The sequence below is a fragment of the Flavobacterium sp. genome, assembly GCF_004295795.1.
Lineage (GTDB): Bacteria > Bacteroidota > Bacteroidia > Flavobacteriales > Flavobacteriaceae > Flavobacterium.
The window spans coordinates 235,769-253,877 of the sequence record NZ_SEBR01000004.1; the positions used below are offsets into that span (position 1 = coordinate 235,769).

Below are 18,109 nucleotides of genomic sequence, written 5' to 3' on the forward strand. Positions count from 1 at the left end.
ACGCGTCCGGTTTTGGTTGGGTTTAACAAAATTCACGCGAACGCGCGCAAAATCTCCAGACATTTCCCAACGTAATGTCCGCCGAAAGCCAGTGCGTGAAACAGCAAGGGATAAAGTTGGGAAGCTTCCATCCTGTTTTCGAATCCTTTTTCAAGCGGGAATTCCTGTTCGTATCCGAGGTAAAAATCAGCAGCGAATCCGCCGAAAAGCTTCGTCATGGCCAGATCCATTTCGCGATGGGCGCGACAAACCGCCGGATCGATCAAAAACGCTTCGCCCGACATCACGAAATTGCTGCTCCACAAATCGCCGTGAACCAACGAAGGATTTTCCTTCGGATAGATTTCATCGAGTTTCCGACAGAAATTTTCGGCCAAAATAACGTCTTGATCAACGAACTTTTTCTGGTCGCGCAACAAAAGAGCCATCGGAAGAATGCGATTTTCCGAATAAAAAGCGCTCCAGGTTTGCTTTGGAGAATTGTCCTGTAAATGCGTTCCGAGATAATTTGCGTTTTCGAGACCGAAATTGGGTTGTGGCAATTTGTGCATCCGCGCGAGCGAACGTCCGAATTCGCGCCATTTACCAACCGATGCTTTTTGGGTCGGAATCCAATCCATCAACAAAAATTGCAGCTTTTCTCTATTTCCGAATCCGATGACTTTCGGAACTTTGACAGTGTCGGTTTGACGCAATCGTTGAAGCGAAACATTTTCTGTTTCGAACAATTTCGGATACTCGGTCGTATTGACTTTGAGCAGCAAATTTGCCCCGGAAGTTCGCAACCGGAACGCGCGATTTATGTCTCCGCCCGCGATTGCCGTGACTTGATTGATCTGAAACCTGAACTTATCCGACAAATGCAAAAGCAAATTTTCCATAGCAGATTTTGAACTTTCAAGATACGCCAACGGTTTCAAAAAACAGCCACAATCACTATATTCGCAACAATTCCCATGGCCGATATACTCCAAACTCCAATCGAATACCTAAAAGGCGTCGGACCGGCGCGCGGAGCGCTTTTGCGCAAGGAATTGGGCATTTCGACCTATGCCGAACTTGCGAATTTTTTCCCGAACCGATACATCGACCGCACGCGTTATTACAAGATAAACGAACTCAACCAAAGCAATGCCGAGGTTCAGATCGTTGGGAAAATCACACACGTGAAAACCGTCGAAGGCAAGGGAAAAAGGCTTGTCGCGACCTTTGCGGACGAAACCGGCGAAATGGAACTCGTTTGGTTCCAAGGCATAAAATGGATCCGGGAAGCGCTCAGGATCGGTGTGCCTTTGGTAATTTTCGGAAAGGCGACCGCATTCGCGAACCAGCACAATATGGTGCATCCGGAAATGGAATCGCTCAGTGAACACGAACAGAGTTTGCGTTCGACACTGCAGCCGGTTTATCCGTCGACCGAAAATCTGTCCAAACGCGGCATCAGCAATCGCACCGTGAACAAGATGATGCAACAGCTTTTTCTCGAGACGCAGGCCAATTTCGTCGAGACTTTGCCCGAAAATCTGATCAAACAGGCAAATCTGATCCCGAAGAAAGCCGCGATGTTCAACATCCATTTTCCAAAAAATACCGACATTCTGGCCAAAGCGCAATTCCGGCTCAAGTTCGAGGAACTTTTCTTTATCCAATTGCAGTTGATTACCAAGAATCTGGTCAGGAAAAGCAAGATCAAAGGCCACGCTTTCAAGAATATCGGCTCCTATTTCAACGATTTTTTCAACAATCATTTGCCGTTTGAACTTACTGGCGCACAAAAACGCGTGATCAAGGAAATCCGGAACGATATGGGCAACGAAGCCCAAATGAACCGCATGTTGCAAGGCGACGTAGGATCAGGAAAGACGATGGTCGCATTGATGTCGATGTTGATTGCGCTCGACAACGGTTTCCAAAGTTGCCTGATGGCGCCAACCGAAATCCTCGCCAACCAACACTTTAAAGGATTGAGTGAAATGGCTGATGGTTTGGGAATCAATATCAGGATTTTGACGGGTTCGGTCAAGCCGAATGACAGAAAGATCATCCACGAGGAATTGGAGAACGGCACGCTTCACATTTTGATTGGCACACATGCGCTCCTCGAGGACAAAGTCAGGTTCCAAAACCTCGGACTGGCCGTGATAGACGAGCAACACCGCTTTGGCGTCGAGCAACGGTCGAAGCTTTGGAAGAAAAACACGATCCCGCCTCATGTTCTGGTCATGACCGCCACGCCGATTCCTCGCACGCTTGCCATGAGTTTGTATGGCGATCTGGACGTTTCGGTGATCGACGAGCTTCCGCCTGGAAGAAAACCCATAAAAACGATCCACCAATTCGATTCCAACAGGCTCAAGATCTGGAAATTCATCAGGGACGAAATCGCCAAAGGCCGGCAGATTTACATCGTCTATCCGCTAATCGAGGAATCGTCCACGTTGGATTACAAGGATCTTATGGACGGATACGAAAGCATTTCCCGCGATTTTCCACTTCCGCAGTATTCGGTCTCGATCGTGCACGGAAAAATGAAACCGTCCGAAAAAGATTCCGAAATGGTGCGTTTTTCCCAAGGCAAAACCAATATTATGGTGGCCACGACCGTGATCGAAGTTGGCGTGAATGTTCCGAACGCATCGGTCATGATCATCGAATCGGCAGAAAGATTCGGGCTTTCGCAACTGCACCAATTGAGAGGGCGCGTGGGTCGCGGAGCCGAACAGAGTTATTGCATCCTGATGACCGGACACAAACTTTCCCACGATTCCAAAACGCGAATGCAAACCATGGTGAGAACAAACGACGGATTCGAGATTGCCGAAGTAGACCTGAGACTGCGCGGTCCGGGCGATTTGATGGGCACGCAACAAAGCGGCGTGCTGAATCTCCAGATCGCCGACATCGTCCGGGATCGCGACATTTTGGCTCACGCGAGACATTTTGCCATCCAAATCCTCAAGGACGATCCGAGCATGGCCAAACCCGAACACGCGGCGATGCGACAGGTTTATATCGAGTTGACCCACAAGAAAAATATCTGGAACTACATCAGCTGACATGAAAGGTTGTCCGATCTGCCAAACCGAACCTGTAAACGAGAAGCTACTGATACGCGCAAGAACATTCGCGACGGCAGAAAATCCGGCGCATCCTATCTGGACATTTGAAGCATTTTGTCCGAACTGCGAATTATTCGTAAAAAAGACGATCGGGCCTGAATGGGAAGGAATTTGGGAATTGCCCGAAATCCCAGCATCGGCTATGATCACTGCGGCTACATTGGAGGATTTGGAGAAATTGGAATCGGAAATTGACGAATATCCGACAAATACCAACTTGAATAAATTGGAAAAACAAAGAGGCGAACAATTCCTGTCGGTGCTCAAAGAATCGGACAAAGTGTTGAAAATAACAGAAAAAATCGCATCAGGACAATTTGTAAGCTTTGCCATAAAGCGAGGCGAATTCGTGGTGGCGCGATATTTCGACATCCGGCAATTGGACATCTGACACAAGTTTCCTATTCGATTTTCAGCCTAAGATAAGTGCTGCCGTCCTCGTCAAATTCCTCAGTAAAGGCGCGTTTGCCGACGATTTCCTTGATTTTTCGGATGTCTTCCAGATCGCCGCCAAGCTCGAGATTCATCACGCTTCCGACAGAAAAATAGGCTTCCATATCAGTATCGAGAAAATCGGCTACATGCAAAAAATAGGCATCGAGCAAATCCTCAAGCGGATATTGCGAGTCTTCGCCTTCCTCAAGTTCCAGAACCAATCCGATGCGATGGCGCGAACCGTCCATTTCATCGTGCAAATCTTCGTAAATCCAGTCTTCGGCAAACTTGTAATCATCTGGATTCTTGTGTTTTTCCAGTTCTAGCAAGGAGATTATTTTCATGTCGGAAAGATTATTTCGGGAAAGATAGCTGAAATTGTTGAAGTTTTTGGTGCGGTTGTGGTTGCAGTGGCAGTTGCAGTGGCAGTAGCAGTTGCAGTTGCAGTTGCAGTTGCAGTTGCAGTTGCAGTGCAGTAGCAGTGGTAGTTGCAGTAGCAGTAGCAGTAGTAGTTGCAGTTGTAGTTGTAGTTGTAGTGGCAGTGGCAGAAATTACGACATTAAAGTTCCAAGCTTCGAGCCTAATGTTTCAGATCGGCGATAAAAATCCGATACAACATTAGCGAAGCGCCTTACTGCTCTTAAATTCTTATCCCAAATGAAAAAAAACTGCAATGAAATTAATGTCCTTAATGAACTTAATGTTGAAAATCCACAAACCAACGAGGTTGATAAAAAGCCTTACAGATTTACAGCTAATAAATAAATAAATGGTTGGGAGTGAAATTTGGCTGTAAGCGCAAGTTCCAGTTTCCGACAATCTGAAAACCTGAAGTGAGCCTGTATACAAAAATCCCAATCTGATTAAACCTTTTGCCGAACAATGATTCCAAAAGAAACAACAACCACCAACAAGGCGAAAAGTGCATGAAAATCCCTATAAAATCTACCTGTTAAATAAAAATTAACACCTCGCGAAAACCATTTCGCATTCCACTAGATTTGTAGCTAAAGAAACGCACTCGCCCACACGACAAATGAAAGTAAAATACATCGTTTACACCGTTTTAGCCCTTGGCGTCGGTGCTTTGGTTTTCTATCGGATCACCGCCAACAAAGATTCCAAAAAAGAGGACAAAGGCTCCAAAAAAGCCCAGACGGTCGCCGGAATCGTTGCCCAACCGCAAGACTTCGACAACAACCTCGCGCTATCGGGATCGATCGACGCCAACGAATCGATCGACGTGCGCAGCGAAGTGCCGGGAATCGTCGAGAAAATCTACTTTAGCGAAGGCACGGTCGTCCAAAAAGGCCAGGTTCTTTTTCAGGTAAACGACGTGGAGTTGCGAGCCCAATTGTCAAAAGCGAAAACCGCCCAGACACTTGCCAGCGAGAACGAGAGACGCGCAAAACTGCTGCTCGAGAAAGAAGCGATCAGCAAGGAAGAATACGACATCGCCTCGGCCGATTTCAAGTCTGCGAAAGCCGAAACCCAACTCATAAACGCCCAACTCGGCAAGACGTCAGTCCGTGCACCGTTTTCCGGAAAGATCGGATTGCGCGCCATTTCACCCGGAACGTACGTCACGGCCGAAACCATCGTGGCCAAGCTCGTGAACAGTTCCGAGGTCAAGATTACGTTTTCGGTTCCGGAAAAATACGCTTCCCAAATGAAGATCAATTCCCAGATCACTTTTGCGATCGCGGGTTCAAAAGACAAGTTTTCGGCCAAAATCTACGCGATCGAACCCGAAATCGCAGTCGATACACGAACGCTGAGAATGCGCGCATTGGCCAGCAATTCTGACGGAAAACTGCTTCCTGGCACATTCGCCAACGTCGAACTTCCGCTACAGAAAATCGAGAACGCGATCGTGATTCCCACAGAAGCGGTCGTTCCGGTTCAGGACGGCAAGAAAGTTTTTGTGTCGAACAACGGAAAAGCTAGGGAAGTCAAGGTTGAAACGGCCACGAGAACAGATTCCGAAATCCTTGTTCTATCCGGACTCAAAGCCGGCGACACCGTGATTACGACGGGCGTGATGACGTTGAAGGATGAAGCGCCGGTCAAGGTCAAAATCTCAAAACCGACCAAATCATGAGTCTTTCCACGTTGAGTATCAAACGTCCGGTGCTGACGATCGTGATGAATCTGGCCATCATCCTTTTTGGCGTGGTCGGATTCACGTATTTGGGAATTCGCGAATTTCCTTCTATCGATCCGGCCCAAATATCCGTCAGGACAAGTTACACGGGCGCAAATGCCGATATCATCGAATCCCAGATCACCGAACCGCTCGAGAAAGCGATCAACCAGATCGACGGAATCCGCAACATCACCTCGTCGAGCAACCAAGGTTCGAGCAACATCACGGTCGAATTCGAGCTCGAGAAAAACCTCGAGGAAGCCGCAAATGACGTCCGTGACAAGGTTTCCCAGGCTACGCGCCAACTTCCGCAGGATATCGATGCGCCGCCTGTCGTTTCAAAGGCAGATGCCGATTCCGAACCGATCATCACCATGACGGTCCAAAGCACCACCAAGAATCCGCTCGAGCTCAGCGATTATGCCGAAAACGTGATTGCCGAGCGCTTGCAGACGATTCCGGGCGTATCCTCGGTACAGATCTGGGGGCAAAAGCGCTACGCGATGCGAATCTGGCTCGATCCGATAAAGCTCAATTCGTACGGCGTGACGGTTTCTGACGTGAGAACCGCTTTGGATGCGCAGAACATCGAACTTCCATCGGGAAAATTGACCGGAAAAAACACCGAATTGCTCGTGAAAACGATGGGCAATCTGTCCAAACCCGAACAATTCAACAACATCATCGTGCTTGCCGTCGGAGACAAGATCGTGCGTTTGAGCGATGTCGGATATGCCGAACTCGGGCCCGAAAACCTCGAGACCAAAATGGAGGAATCGGGCTTGCCGTTGGTCGGATTGGCCATCGTGCCGCAACCGGGAACGAACTACATCGAGATCGCCGACGAATTCTACAAGCAATACGACCAGCTCAAGAATACGCTTCCGCAGGATCTGAAGCTCAACATCGCCATCGACAACACGGTCTTTATCAAGAAATCGGTTACGGAAGTTGTGGAGACACTGGGCATTTCACTGGTTTTGGTAATCCTGATCATCTACTTGTTTTTCCGCGATTGGGCAATTGCTTTCCGGCCTTTGATCGACATTCCGGTTTCGCTTATCGGGACGTTTTTCATCATGTATTTACTTGGATTTTCGGTCAACGTACTCACACTTTTGGCCATTGTGCTGGCGACAGGATTGGTGGTCGACGACGGAATTGTCGTAACCGAGAACATTTACAAAAAAGTCGAGGAAGGCATGTCACCGATCGAGGCTGCGATTCGCGGTTCGAACGAGATTTTCTTCGCCGTGATCTCGATTTCCATCACGCTTGCCGCGGTTTTCCTTCCGATCATTTTCCTCGAAGGTTTCGTGGGCCGACTCTTTAGGGAATTCGGTGTCGTGATTGGCGCGGCCGTGCTCATTTCGGCATTCGTTTCATTGACGCTTACGCCGATGTTGAACGCTTATCTGATGAAAGCCGAAACAGCTCACAAGAAGTCGAAGTTCTACGAATGGTCAGAACCGTATTTCGTCAAAATGAACACAGGTTATGCCAATTCGCTCAAGAAATTCATGGGCAAACGCTGGTTGAGTTTTCCGATAATCATTGGCTGTCTCGGACTTATCGCGTTGTTTTTCTCGATTCTTCCCAAAGAGACCGCGCCTTATGACGACAGGAGTTTTGTCGGAATCAACGTCACAGGACCGGAAGGCGCGACGTACCAATACATGGATCGGTTCATGACGGAAATGTCGCAATTGATCAACGACTCGATCCCCGAAAAAAAGGTTGCACTTGTGATCACATCGCCAGGTTTCGGATCTGCTTCGGTCAACAGCGGACGCGTCCGTGTGGCGCTTACCGAGGCCGAAGACCGCGATCGTCCGCAAAAGGAAATCGCTGCCGATCTCACCAAATGGACCAAACGCTATCCGGAAGCGCGCGTTTCGGTTTCGGAACAACCGACGATCGCCGTGAACAGACGAGGCGGTTTCCCGATCCAATACATTATCCAAGCCCAGAATTTCGAGCAGCTGCGCGAAAAAATCCCGCAGTTCATGGACGAGGTCGCAAACGATCCGTCGTTCTCGAATTCCGACGTCAACCTCAAGTTCAACAAACCCGAAATCAACGTGGAAATCGATCGCGAAAAGGCCGAGAGTCTTGGGATTTCGGTTATGGACATTGCCCAGACATTGCAACTTTCGCTGTCCGGACAACGCTTCGGTTACTTCATGATGAACGGGAAACAATATCAGGTCATGGGACAATTCGAGGAAGTCGACCGTTCCAAACCGCTCGATCTGACCTCGATGTTCGTCAAGAACAAAGACGGACAATTGATCCAGCTCGACAATGTCGTCAAGGTTCAGGAACAAAGCAGTCCGCCGCAATTGTACCACAACAACCGCTATATGGCCGCGACGGTTTCCGCCGGACTTTCTCCCGGAAATTCGATAAGCGACGGAATCGAGGCCATGGATCGTATCAAGGCAAAGGTTTTGGACGATACTTTTACGACAGATTTGGGCGGAGAATCACGTGATTTCGTTGAAAGTTCGTCGAATACGTTGTTCGCCTTCGGACTTGCACTTTTGCTGATTTACCTGATTCTGGCCGCGCAATTCGAGAGTTTTCTCGATCCGTTCATCATCATCTTGACGGTTCCGATGGCTGTTGCCGGAGCACTTTTCTCGCTTTGGCTTTTTGGTCAGACGTGGAATATCTTCAGCCAGATCGGAACGGTGATGCTCATCGGATTGGTGACCAAAAACGGAATCCTCATCGTGGAATTCGCCAATCAGTTGCGCGAACAAGGCAGGCCCAAAATGGAAGCCATCGTCGAGGCTTCGGAAGCGCGTTTGCGTCCGATCCTGATGACTTCACTGGCAATCGCACTTGGCGCCTTGCCGATCGCAATGTCGCTTGGAGCCGCCGCTACAAGCCGTATCGGGATGGGTGTCGTGATCGTGGGCGGAACGATTTTCTCGCTCGTGTTGACACTTTTCGTCATTCCGGCGATCTATTCCATGTGGTCAAGAGAACGCGTGCACCGACCTGAATTCGAGCACGCCGAACAATACGAAAAAGAAAGCCGCGCATCTGTATGAGAATTTTTGCAACCACATTGATTTTATTGGTCGGATTTTTTGGAAAAGCCCAGGAATTGCTGACGCCCGAAGACGCGATAAAGATTGCGGTCGAGAACAATTTCGACATCCGGATCGCCAAAAATGAATTCCGCATTGACGAAACCAACCGCACGATCGGGAACGCCGGAATGTTGCCAAGTGTTTTGGCCAGCGTGACCGACAACAATTCGGTACAAAGCAGTTCGCAAACCCGCAACGACGGCACAACGCAAGAACTCGACAACGCCAGAAACAGCAATCTCAACTATGGCGTGGCCCTCGATTGGACGGTCTTTGACGGACTCGGAATGTTCGCGCGCTACGACCAGTTGAAACAGATCGAAAATCAGGGAAAAGCCGAATTGCAGCTCATGGTGATGACGCGCGTCTCGGACGTTTTGACCGCATACTACGACCTTGTCCAACAAAAACAGAACCTGAATGCGCTCGACACGACTTTGGTGATTTCGCGCCAACGGGTCGACCTTGCGCAAAATCGGTATACGATCGGGAAATCCAGCAAACTCGAGGTCTTGAACGCCCAAGTCGATCTAAATACCGACCAGACGAATCTGCTTCGGGCAAAAGAAATGTACGCCAATTCGAAAATCGTGCTCAATCAAATCATGGCGCGAGATACAAAGATCGATTTCATTGTCGTGGATGAGATTGCGGTCGATTCGGCCTTGCTGCTTCCCGAACTCGAGACCTTGGCTTCCAAACAGAATCCGGCGATACAAGTCCAGATCATCAACCAAAAGATCGCCGAATTCAACCTTCGCGCGGTCAAGGCCAATCGCTATCCCGTGGTGAGTGTCAGTACGGGCTATAACTTCGTCGAAACGCGCAACAGTCTCGGGTTTACGACGCAAACTTCATCGAACGGTTGGGCTTACGGATTCGCCGCGACGATGAACGTCTTCAACGGACTCAACCAAAACCGCAACGAGAAAGTCGCCAAACTGCAAATCGAGACCACGAAACTTCAGCTTGCCCAACAAAGCCAGGCCGTTATCGCGAGTTTGGGTCAGGCTTACCAAACGTATCTGACTAATATCGGACTCATCGATCTCGAGTCGAAAAACGAGGAAATCGCGAAGGAAAACCTGTATATCACGATGGAAAAGTACCGCATCGGAACAATCCCGACGATCGAATATCGCACGGCGCAACTCAACTTCGTAAATGCGCATCTGCGTTTTTCGGTGGCCAAATACAATGCCAAGGTCTCGGAAATCACGTTGCGCGAATTGGCCGGAAATTTGGTTTTGAATTGATCGGGAATTTGATTTGCCAAGCATTTTTCATCGGTCGACGAAATGTGAAAAAACGTATATTCGTTCGATAATTTCACGATAAAAATGCACTCGTACAATACCAAAGATTGGGTTTCCTTTATTTTCCAGGTCAAGAAATCGGACACTTTCCACAAATTGTGGCCAATGGTTGTCGGAATCGGCATCTACTCGGCTCTTTTGGGCTGGCTCGAGGTCGAATACTGGAAACTTGGCGAAGATCATTACATCAGCAATATCAACGCGGTTCACGGCCTTTTGGGATTCGTGATTTCAATGTTGTTGGTTTTCCGGACCAACACCGCTTATGACCGTTGGTGGGAAGGCCGCAAACTTTGGGGCTCGCTCGTAAACAACAGCCGCAATTTCGCGCTCAAATTATCGGCTATGCTCGACGACGAGAACGACCGCGCGTTTTTCCGCAAGACGATTCCCGATTATGCCGCCGTGCTGAAAACGCACCTGAACGACGCCGACACCGGAAAACAGCTTTTTGACGATCTCGATTTGGCCATCGAGCGCCACAAGCATTATCCGAACCAAATTGCCGCCCAAATGTTCGAGCGCGTAAATTCGCTATACAAAAGCGGAAAGATAACGGGCGACCAACTCATCATCCTGAATGCCGAAATCCAGTCGTTTACCGATATTTGCGGTGCTTGCGAAAGAATCAAAAACACACCCATTCCCTACTCTTACAGCGCTTTCATCAAGAAATTCATCTTTATCTATGTGCTGACTTTGCCTTTCGGATACGCTTTCACGCTTGGCTATTACGTCGCGCCGGTCGTGGTTTTTGTTTTCTATGTTTTGGCGAGTCTCGAGTTGATTGCCGAAGAAATCGAAGAACCTTTCGGGGACGACGAAAACGATTTGCCGACGCGCAAGATCGCTGAGAATATCCGCAAGCATGTGGAGGAACTTATTTGAATTCCAAATCCCAAATTCCAAGTCCCAAATTCCAAATTCCAAATTCCATCCCGATAGCTATCGGGATGGGAATTTTTATCGGGGTTTGGAATTTGGGATTTGCAATTTTTAGCCGTAAATTCCATCCCATACCAACAAACCGATTTCGATCATGAACGCCCAAAAAAACCTGCTTCACGCCCCAAAGTTGACGCACGAGAAATCGCTGAAAACCCTGGTTGAGAACCGCACGATCTACTCGCTTGACAATTGTGAGCTGAATTTGTTCGAGACCTATCAGGAATCACAGCTCGTGCCTTTGAAATTCAACGATCTGGTCGTCACGAGCATGTTGCGTGGCAAGAAAGTGATGCATTTGTTCGACGATCCTGAGTTTGTTTATTTGCCGGGCGAAACTGTGGTGATTCCGTCGAATGTGGAAATGAAGATCGATTTTCCCGAGGCGCGTCAGGACAATCCTACACAATGTCTGGCGCTGGCTATCGACCAATCCAAAATTACCGACACGCTCGATTTTCTTAACAACCGATATCCCAAAGAAGGCAATCAGCCGTGGCAACTCAATTATCAGAACTATTTTTTCTACAACAATGTCGATCTGGCCACGACGATCAACAAGCTCATCAAGGAATGCATGAGTTCGGATGTCACCAAAGACGCGCTTGCCGATTTGACCTTGCAGGAACTTCTAATCCGGATTGTGCAGACGCAAACGGTCAAATCGCTCGACCAAAATGTGTTCAACGATCCCAAAAATCCTATAGGACAAGTTGTCGATTACATCCGAAAAAACCTGACCGAAGACATCAACCTCAAGCATTTGTCAGACAAAGCCTGCATGAGCACGACATCTTTCTATAGATTTTTCAAACGCGAACTCGGAATGAGCCCGATCGAATTCGTGTTGAGCGAAAAGATAAGGCATGCCAAACATCTGCTCAAAAACCAGGAAATCCAGATCAACGAAGTTTGTTATATGTCGGGGTTTGAAGACGCGAATTACTTCACGCGAATTTTCAAGAAGCACGAGGGAATCACTCCAAAACAATATCAGTTGCTTCAGGTGAATTGAATTTTTTGGACTTTCGGATTTTCCTATAATCCGGCAATCCTTTGATCAACGATTCAATCTTCCACAAACCGAACCGGTTCCAAATCGCCACTTTCTTCTTCGGTAAACAATCTCGAACGCGTGATGAATCGCTTTCCGAGCGGAATCTCCAATGAAAAACTTGAACCTCTTCCGTTGGCAGCATCGATCGTCAAATGCGTGTGTTTCCAATATTCGAACTGGTCTTTGCTCATCCAGAATTCACAATTGTCGATTTCGCCCAAACAAACATCGCTCGAACCAAGCCGAAAATCGCCTTTTGCGAAACACATGGGTTGTGATCCGTCGCAACAACCTCCCGATTGGTGAAACATAAGTTCGCCGTGAAGCGATTTCAATTCTTCGATCAAATCGAAGGCGGCGGTTGTCAGCGAAACTCTCTTAAACATCTCAATTATTAATTATTAACTATTAATTATTAATTGTTAATCATTAATTGAAAAAGAACGCCCGGCAAATGAACCGCCAGGCATTCCGAACCAACTAATTAATTCTTTTGCTCCTAGTATCGGATTTGAGATTGATGGACAATCCGCTGATCTGGAAGTCCGCCAACCCAAAAATCAGCTCTTTAGAAAAATCCCAGTTTGTTCTTGTCGTAAGAAATAAGCATGTTTTTCGTCTGACGGTAATGCGCGAGCATCATATGGTGGTTTTCGCGCCCGAAGCCCGATTTTTTGTAACCTCCGAACGGCGCGTGAGCCGGATAAGCGTGGTAATTATTAACCCAGACACGTCCTGCCTTGATGGCGCGTGGCACTTGATACAACTCGTGCGCGTCGCGAGTCCAGACGCCCGCACCGAGTCCGTACATGGTGTCGTTGGCAATCTCGATGGCTTCTTCTACTGTCTTGAAAGTCGTCACGCAAACCACAGGCCCGAAAATTTCTTCCTGGAAAATGCGCATTTTGTTGTGGCCTTTGAAGATTGTCGGCTGGATGTAAAAACCTCCGGCCAATTCGCCTTCGAGTTTGTTGGCATCGCCTCCGGCCAAAACTTCGGCTCCTTCTTCCTTACCGATTTTTAGGTAGGATTGGATTTTCTCGTATTGATCGTTCGAAGCCTGTGCGCCCATCATCGTATCGCCGGCGAGCGGATGTCCGATTTTGATCGCTTTCGTGCGTTCTACGACTTTCTCCATGAACTTGTCGTAAATGTCCTCATGCACCAGGATTCTCGACGGACAAGTACAGACTTCGCCCTGGTTCAACGCGAACATTACCGCACCTTCGACGGCTTTGTCGAAATACTCGTCATCAGCATCGGCAACCGATTTAAAGAAGATATTTGGGGATTTTCCGCCCAATTCCATAGTAACCGGAATCAGGTTTTCGGACGCGTACTGCATGATCAGTCTACCCGTCGTAGTCTCGCCCGTAAACGAAACTTTCGAGATGCGTTCGGACTGCGCAAGCGGTTTTCCGGCTTCCGGACCGAAACCTGTCACGACGTTGACGACGCCGGCGGGCAAAATGTCCTGCAGCAATTCCATCAAAACCATGATCGATGTCGGGGTTTGCTCGGCTGGTTTTACGACACAACAGTTTCCTGCGGCGATTGCGGGCGCGATTTTCCATGTCGCCATCAAAAGCGGAAAATTCCACGGAATGATCTGTCCGACCACGCCAAGCGGTTCGTGGATTATAAGTGAAACCGTATTTTCATCGTGTTCCGATGCGCTTCCTTCCTCAGCACGGATAACGCCTGCAAAATATCGGAAATGGTCGATGACTAGCGGCAAATCGGCAGCTCTGGTTTCGCGGATCGCCTTTCCGTTGTCGATCGCCTCGACGACCGCGAGATATTCGAGATTCTGCTCGATCTTGTCGGCGATTTTATTGAGAAGGTTGCTTCTATATGTGGCCGACGTTTTTCCCCAGGTCTTGAACGCTTCGTGAGCAGCGTCGATTGCTTTTTCGACGTCTTCTTTGGTGGAACGCGCCGCCTGCGTGAAATTCTTTCCGTCGATTGGAGACGAATTGTCGAAATATTGTCCGTTTGCAGGTTCGACGAATTTTCCGCCTATAAAATTTCCGTATTTCTCTTTGAATTGCGGACGTTGCGCAATATTGGCTTGTTGTTCGGTTGCTACTTCGCTCATAATTTGTGTATTTGATTTCACCCAAAGTTATTCCCGAAATCGATTTCGGACTAGCACAAAAAGTTCAGACGATAGCACGAAACTTCCACATCGTCAATTTTAACATCAGCTTATTGGAGATACGTCAATTTTTACTGGAGATTTTTTGGTTAACGATACTAAAATGTAGTCGACGAAATCCGGACGGAACGAGCGTAAAATTTACCTCACTACGACGAACGAAGGTAATTTTTAATTATTTTTACACTTATAAAACAAACGCGTGTACTTTTTACCTGCTTACTATGTACGACAGAGAAAAGCCTTATAATGATTTGCCTGCGCTTCCACCGAAGGTCGATGTGGAATCAAAAGCGATTTTGCTCAAAACCATTTCGGCAAGCCGCGCACTGGCACAACTCAACGGAGCGATCACGAACCTCCCGAATCCGACGTTGTTCCTGGATACGATACAACTTCAGGAGGCAAAAGCAAGTTCAGAAATAGAGAACATCATCACGACAAACGACGACTTATATTAATCCTGGATCGCCGACAAGAAGTTCGAAAACAACGCTACCAAAGAAGTCTTGAGCTACAAGGAAGCAATTTGGCTCGGACTTGAAAAACTCGAAAAAAAACCGTTTATCACCACAAACCTGTGTGTCGAAATCGTGCAATGCATCAAACAGAACCAATCGGGAATTCGCCCTACGCCTGGCACCACGCTTACAAACGTGAATGGCGATGTCGTTTACACGCCTCCATCGGGCGAGAACGTGATCCGCGAAAAAATGGCCAATCTCGAAAAGTTCATCAACGAGAGCCAAGATCTCGATCCGCTGATAAAAATGGCACTTATGCATTACCAATTCGAAGCGATCCACCCGTTTGCCAACGGCAATGGACGAACCGGAAGAATCTTGTTGCTGCTCTTTTTGAAAATGTCCGGATTGCTTGCGGTTCCTGCGATTTTTCTTTCGGAATACATCATGGAAAACAAAATTGACTATTACCGGAATCTTCGCAATGTCACAGAAAACGGCGATTGGGAAACCTATATCGTCTACATGCTTGACATGGTCGAAAAAACGGCGAAGAACGGCTTTGCCAGACTGGAAAAAATCGTCTCGCTGATGGACGAAACTGCCAGCCAAATAAAGACAAAACTACCAAAAGTCTACTCAAAAGACCTGATCGAAATCCTGTTCCGGCTTCCCTATACCAAGCGTCAGAACCTGATCGACTCCGGTTTGGGCACTCCGAAAACCGTCGGGAATTACCTGATTTCGTTGGAGCAAAACGGATTTCTGAAATCGGTTAAAGTCGGAAAAGAGAAACTTTACCTCAATTTTCGACTTTTCGACCTTTTGGAAGGCAAATAGACACCGTATTTTGGAATTTGTTATTTGGAATTTGCAGCTTCGCATCACTATCTTTGCGCTTCAAAATTCCGTTTATGAAAATCTCCTACAACTGGCTCAAACAATTCATCAAGACCGATTGGACAAGCGAAGAAACCGCTGCCTTGCTAACCGATCTTGGACTCGAAGTGGAAGTCGTTGACAAATACCAATCGGTCAAAGGCGGGCTTCAGGGCGTCGTGGTTGGCCATGTACTTACGTGCAAACAACATCCGAATGCCGACAGATTGCGCGTTACAACCGTAGATTTGGGCGACGGGAACGCTCCGGTGCAAATCGTGTGCGGCGCGCCGAATGTAGCCGAAGGACAAAAAGTTCCGGTGGCGACGATAGGAACGGTTTTGTACTCAAAGGACGGAGAAGCTTTCACGATCAAAAAAGGAAAGATCCGCGACGAGGAAAGTTGGGGAATGATTTGTGCCGAAGACGAACTCGGACTCGGGCAAAGCCACGATGGAATCCTGATCCTCGACGAAAATCTTAAGCCGGGAACGCCTGTCGCACAGGTTTTCAAAGTGGAAAACGACGAGGTTTTTGAAATCGGGCTTACTCCGAACCGCGCCGATGCGATGAGCCATTGGGGCGTTGCCAGAGACTTGCGCGCCGGACTTTTGCAGAAGAACGTACACGTCGAGATGATCACGCCATCTGTTTCGGCTTTTCGTTTGGACAAAAGGATCCTGAAGATAGATGCGGTCGTGGCCGATGCGAAACTGGCTCCGAGATATTGCGGTGTGACCATGTCCGGACTCACTGTAAAACCTTCGCCCGAATGGTTGCAGAATCGTCTGAAAGCCATCGGACTCACACCAAAAAACAACATCGTCGACGTGACCAACTATGTGCTGCACGAACTTGGGCAGCCATTGCACGCTTTCGACGCCTCCAAAATAAACGGCAAAGTCTGTGTCAAAACGCTCGAAGCCGGAACGAAATTCATCACTTTGGACGGCGTCGAACGCACGCTTTCGGCCGAAGATCTGATGATTTGCGACGACAAAGGCCCAATGTGCATCGCCGGAGTTTTTGGCGGCCAAAATTCGGGAGTGACCGAAAGCACGACCTCGATTTTCCTTGAGAGCGCTTACTTTAATCCGGTTTCCGTCAGAAAAACCGCAAAACGCCACGGTTTGAATACAGATGCTTCTTTCCGTTTTGAAAGAGGAATCGATCCTTCGATTACAGAATATGCGCTGAAACGCGCGGCCTTGTTGATCAAGGAAGTTGCCGGCGGAGAAGTCACTTCGGACGTGATCGATCTGTATCCGAAGAAAATCGAAGACTTCCCGGTCGTATTGAACTTCGCCAAAGCGGCAAAACTCATCGGTCAGGATTTGCCCAAAGAGACGATCAAGAAGATTTTGGCTTCTCTTGACATCAAGGTCAACAGCACTTCCGACGCCAATTTGGGACTTCAGATTCCTTCTTATCGCGTCGATGTACAACGCGAGATTGACGTGATCGAGGAAATTTTGCGCGTCTACGGCTACAACAACATCAATTTCACCAAGAAACTCAACGCTACGGTCGCCAATTCGGCCCGTACCGAAGACCATAAATTGCAGAACATCATCGCCGGACAATTGACCTCTCAAGGTTTTAACGAGATGATGGCCAATTCGCTTACCACGCCTGAGTACATCCAACTGTCGGAAATGCTCAAGGAAGAAGCCAATGTCGCCATGCTGAATCCGCTTTCGAGCGATTTGGCCGTGATGCGCCAGTCGTTGCTTTTCTCGGCTTTGGAAGCGGTTTCATACAACGTCAATCGAAGAAACGGTGATTTGCGTTTGTTTGAATTCGGAAAAAGCTACCAAAAAGTTTTGTTGGGATTTGATGAAAAGAAACACCTTACGCTTACCGTTTCAGGAAATCGCTCTGGCGAAACCTGGACAGGCGCTCAAAAACCATCGGATTTCTTCTTGTTCAAAGGTTTTGTGACCGGAATCCTGTCGCGCCTCGGAATCGAGAAAACACAAACCAGACCGCTTGTGACCGATCTGATTTCGGACGGGATTTCGCTTTATGTAGGCGAAGAACTTGTCGTGGAATTCGGAGTCGTCAAAAAATCGGTGTTGAAGCATTTCGACATCAAGCAAGAAGTGCTTTTCGCCGATTTCAATTGGGATGCCGTGCTCAAATTCGTATCCAATAAAATCAAGTTCACCGACATCCCGAAATATCCGGAAGTGCGACGTGATCTGGCTTTGCTGGTAGACCAATCTGTCAATTTCGACGCGATTTACAACCTGGCGAAACAGACCGAAAAAGGCTTGCTCAAAAACGTGAACCTTTTCGATGTCTACGAAGGGAAAAATCTTCCGGAAGGCAAGAAATCATACGCCGTGAGTTTCACGCTTCAAGACACGACCAAAACCCTGACAGACGATCAGATCGACAAGATCATGGGCAAGTTGCTCAAGAATTTCGAAGGTCAGCTTGGCGCGAGTTTGAGGTGAAGTTTCTGAGTGCCTGAGATTGCTTACTAA

14 protein-coding genes are annotated in these 18,109 nt (G+C 48.0%); 10 read left to right on the forward strand and 4 right to left on the reverse strand.

Going from position 1 to position 18,109, the window contains the following annotated elements; genetic code table 11:
* Nucleotides 1–32 precede the first annotated feature (32 nt).
* The gene (locus EOO49_RS04465) at nucleotides 33–881 is read right to left on the reverse strand and encodes a fructosamine kinase family protein (RefSeq protein ID WP_290843123.1); all 849 of its coding nucleotides are present in this window, start codon (nucleotides 879–881) and stop codon (nucleotides 33–35) included.
* 75 nt (nucleotides 882–956) lie between these two features.
* On the opposite strand from EOO49_RS04465, the gene recG reads away from it, so the two are divergent.
* Both recG and EOO49_RS04475 read left to right on the forward strand, forming a co-directional pair.
* Nucleotides 957–3,056: an ATP-dependent DNA helicase RecG gene (recG, locus tag EOO49_RS04470; RefSeq protein WP_290843125.1), complete on the forward strand. Its 2,100-nt coding sequence runs from the start codon at nucleotides 957–959 to the stop codon at nucleotides 3,054–3,056.
* Nucleotide 3,057: 1 nt separating this feature from the next.
* Nucleotides 3,058–3,510, forward strand: coding sequence for a hypothetical protein (locus EOO49_RS04475; RefSeq protein WP_290843127.1), 453 nt, complete (start codon nucleotides 3,058–3,060; stop codon nucleotides 3,508–3,510).
* 10 nt (nucleotides 3,511–3,520) lie between these two features.
* Here EOO49_RS04475 and EOO49_RS04480 read toward each other — a convergent pair whose 3' ends face one another.
* Nucleotides 3,521–3,898 (reverse strand): hypothetical protein, encoded by a 378-nt coding sequence (locus EOO49_RS04480; protein ID WP_290843129.1) that lies wholly within the window; start codon nucleotides 3,896–3,898, stop codon nucleotides 3,521–3,523.
* Nucleotides 3,899–4,590: 692 nt separating this feature from the next.
* Between EOO49_RS04480 and EOO49_RS04485 the strand changes: the two genes are divergently transcribed.
* The 5 genes from EOO49_RS04485 to EOO49_RS04505 all read left to right on the forward strand — a co-directional run bounded on the left by EOO49_RS04485 (nucleotide 4,591) and on the right by EOO49_RS04505 (nucleotide 12,077).
* On the forward strand, nucleotides 4,591–5,655 hold the full coding sequence (locus EOO49_RS04485; RefSeq protein WP_290843131.1) for an efflux RND transporter periplasmic adaptor subunit: 1,065 nt from the start codon (nucleotides 4,591–4,593) through the stop codon (nucleotides 5,653–5,655).
* Nucleotides 5,652–8,759: an efflux RND transporter permease subunit gene (locus EOO49_RS04490; protein ID WP_290843133.1), complete on the forward strand. Its 3,108-nt coding sequence runs from the start codon at nucleotides 5,652–5,654 to the stop codon at nucleotides 8,757–8,759. Before EOO49_RS04485 ends, EOO49_RS04490 begins: the two co-directional genes overlap by 4 nt.
* Nucleotides 8,756–10,057: a TolC family protein gene (locus tag EOO49_RS04495; protein ID WP_290843135.1), complete on the forward strand. Its 1,302-nt coding sequence runs from the start codon at nucleotides 8,756–8,758 to the stop codon at nucleotides 10,055–10,057. Before EOO49_RS04490 ends, EOO49_RS04495 begins: the two co-directional genes overlap by 4 nt.
* Nucleotides 10,058–10,141: 84 nt before the next feature.
* Entirely contained in the window at nucleotides 10,142–11,005 is an 864-nt protein-coding gene (locus tag EOO49_RS04500; protein WP_290843137.1) for a bestrophin family protein, read from the forward strand.
* A 151-nt stretch (nucleotides 11,006–11,156) separates the two neighbouring features.
* Nucleotides 11,157–12,077, forward strand: a complete 921-nt coding sequence (locus tag EOO49_RS04505; protein ID WP_290843139.1) for an AraC family transcriptional regulator — start codon at nucleotides 11,157–11,159, stop codon at nucleotides 12,075–12,077.
* A 53-nt stretch (nucleotides 12,078–12,130) separates the two neighbouring features.
* Here EOO49_RS04505 and EOO49_RS04510 read toward each other — a convergent pair whose 3' ends face one another.
* Together EOO49_RS04510 and EOO49_RS04515 are read right to left on the reverse strand one after the other, a co-directional pair.
* Nucleotides 12,131–12,505: a DUF779 domain-containing protein gene (locus tag EOO49_RS04510; RefSeq protein ID WP_290843141.1), complete on the reverse strand. Its 375-nt coding sequence runs from the start codon at nucleotides 12,503–12,505 to the stop codon at nucleotides 12,131–12,133.
* 182 nt (nucleotides 12,506–12,687) lie between these two features.
* Nucleotides 12,688–14,217: an aldehyde dehydrogenase family protein gene (locus EOO49_RS04515; protein ID WP_290843143.1), complete on the reverse strand. Its 1,530-nt coding sequence runs from the start codon at nucleotides 14,215–14,217 to the stop codon at nucleotides 12,688–12,690.
* Between the two features lie 284 nt (nucleotides 14,218–14,501).
* Here EOO49_RS04515 and EOO49_RS04520 point away from each other — a divergent pair, with 284 nt between their 5' ends.
* The 3 genes from EOO49_RS04520 (at nucleotide 14,502) to pheT (ending at nucleotide 18,079) form a co-directional block, all read left to right on the forward strand.
* Complete coding sequence (locus EOO49_RS04520; protein WP_290843145.1) at nucleotides 14,502–14,738, forward strand: Fic/DOC family N-terminal domain-containing protein; 237 nt, start codon at nucleotides 14,502–14,504, stop codon at nucleotides 14,736–14,738.
* A 48-nt stretch (nucleotides 14,739–14,786) separates the two neighbouring features.
* Entirely contained in the window at nucleotides 14,787–15,581 is a 795-nt protein-coding gene (locus EOO49_RS04525; RefSeq protein ID WP_290843147.1) for a Fic family protein, read from the forward strand.
* Between the two features lie 74 nt (nucleotides 15,582–15,655).
* Nucleotides 15,656–18,079, forward strand: coding sequence for a phenylalanine--tRNA ligase subunit beta (pheT, locus tag EOO49_RS04530; protein ID WP_290843149.1), 2,424 nt, complete (start codon nucleotides 15,656–15,658; stop codon nucleotides 18,077–18,079).
* Nucleotides 18,080–18,109 lie beyond the last annotated feature (30 nt).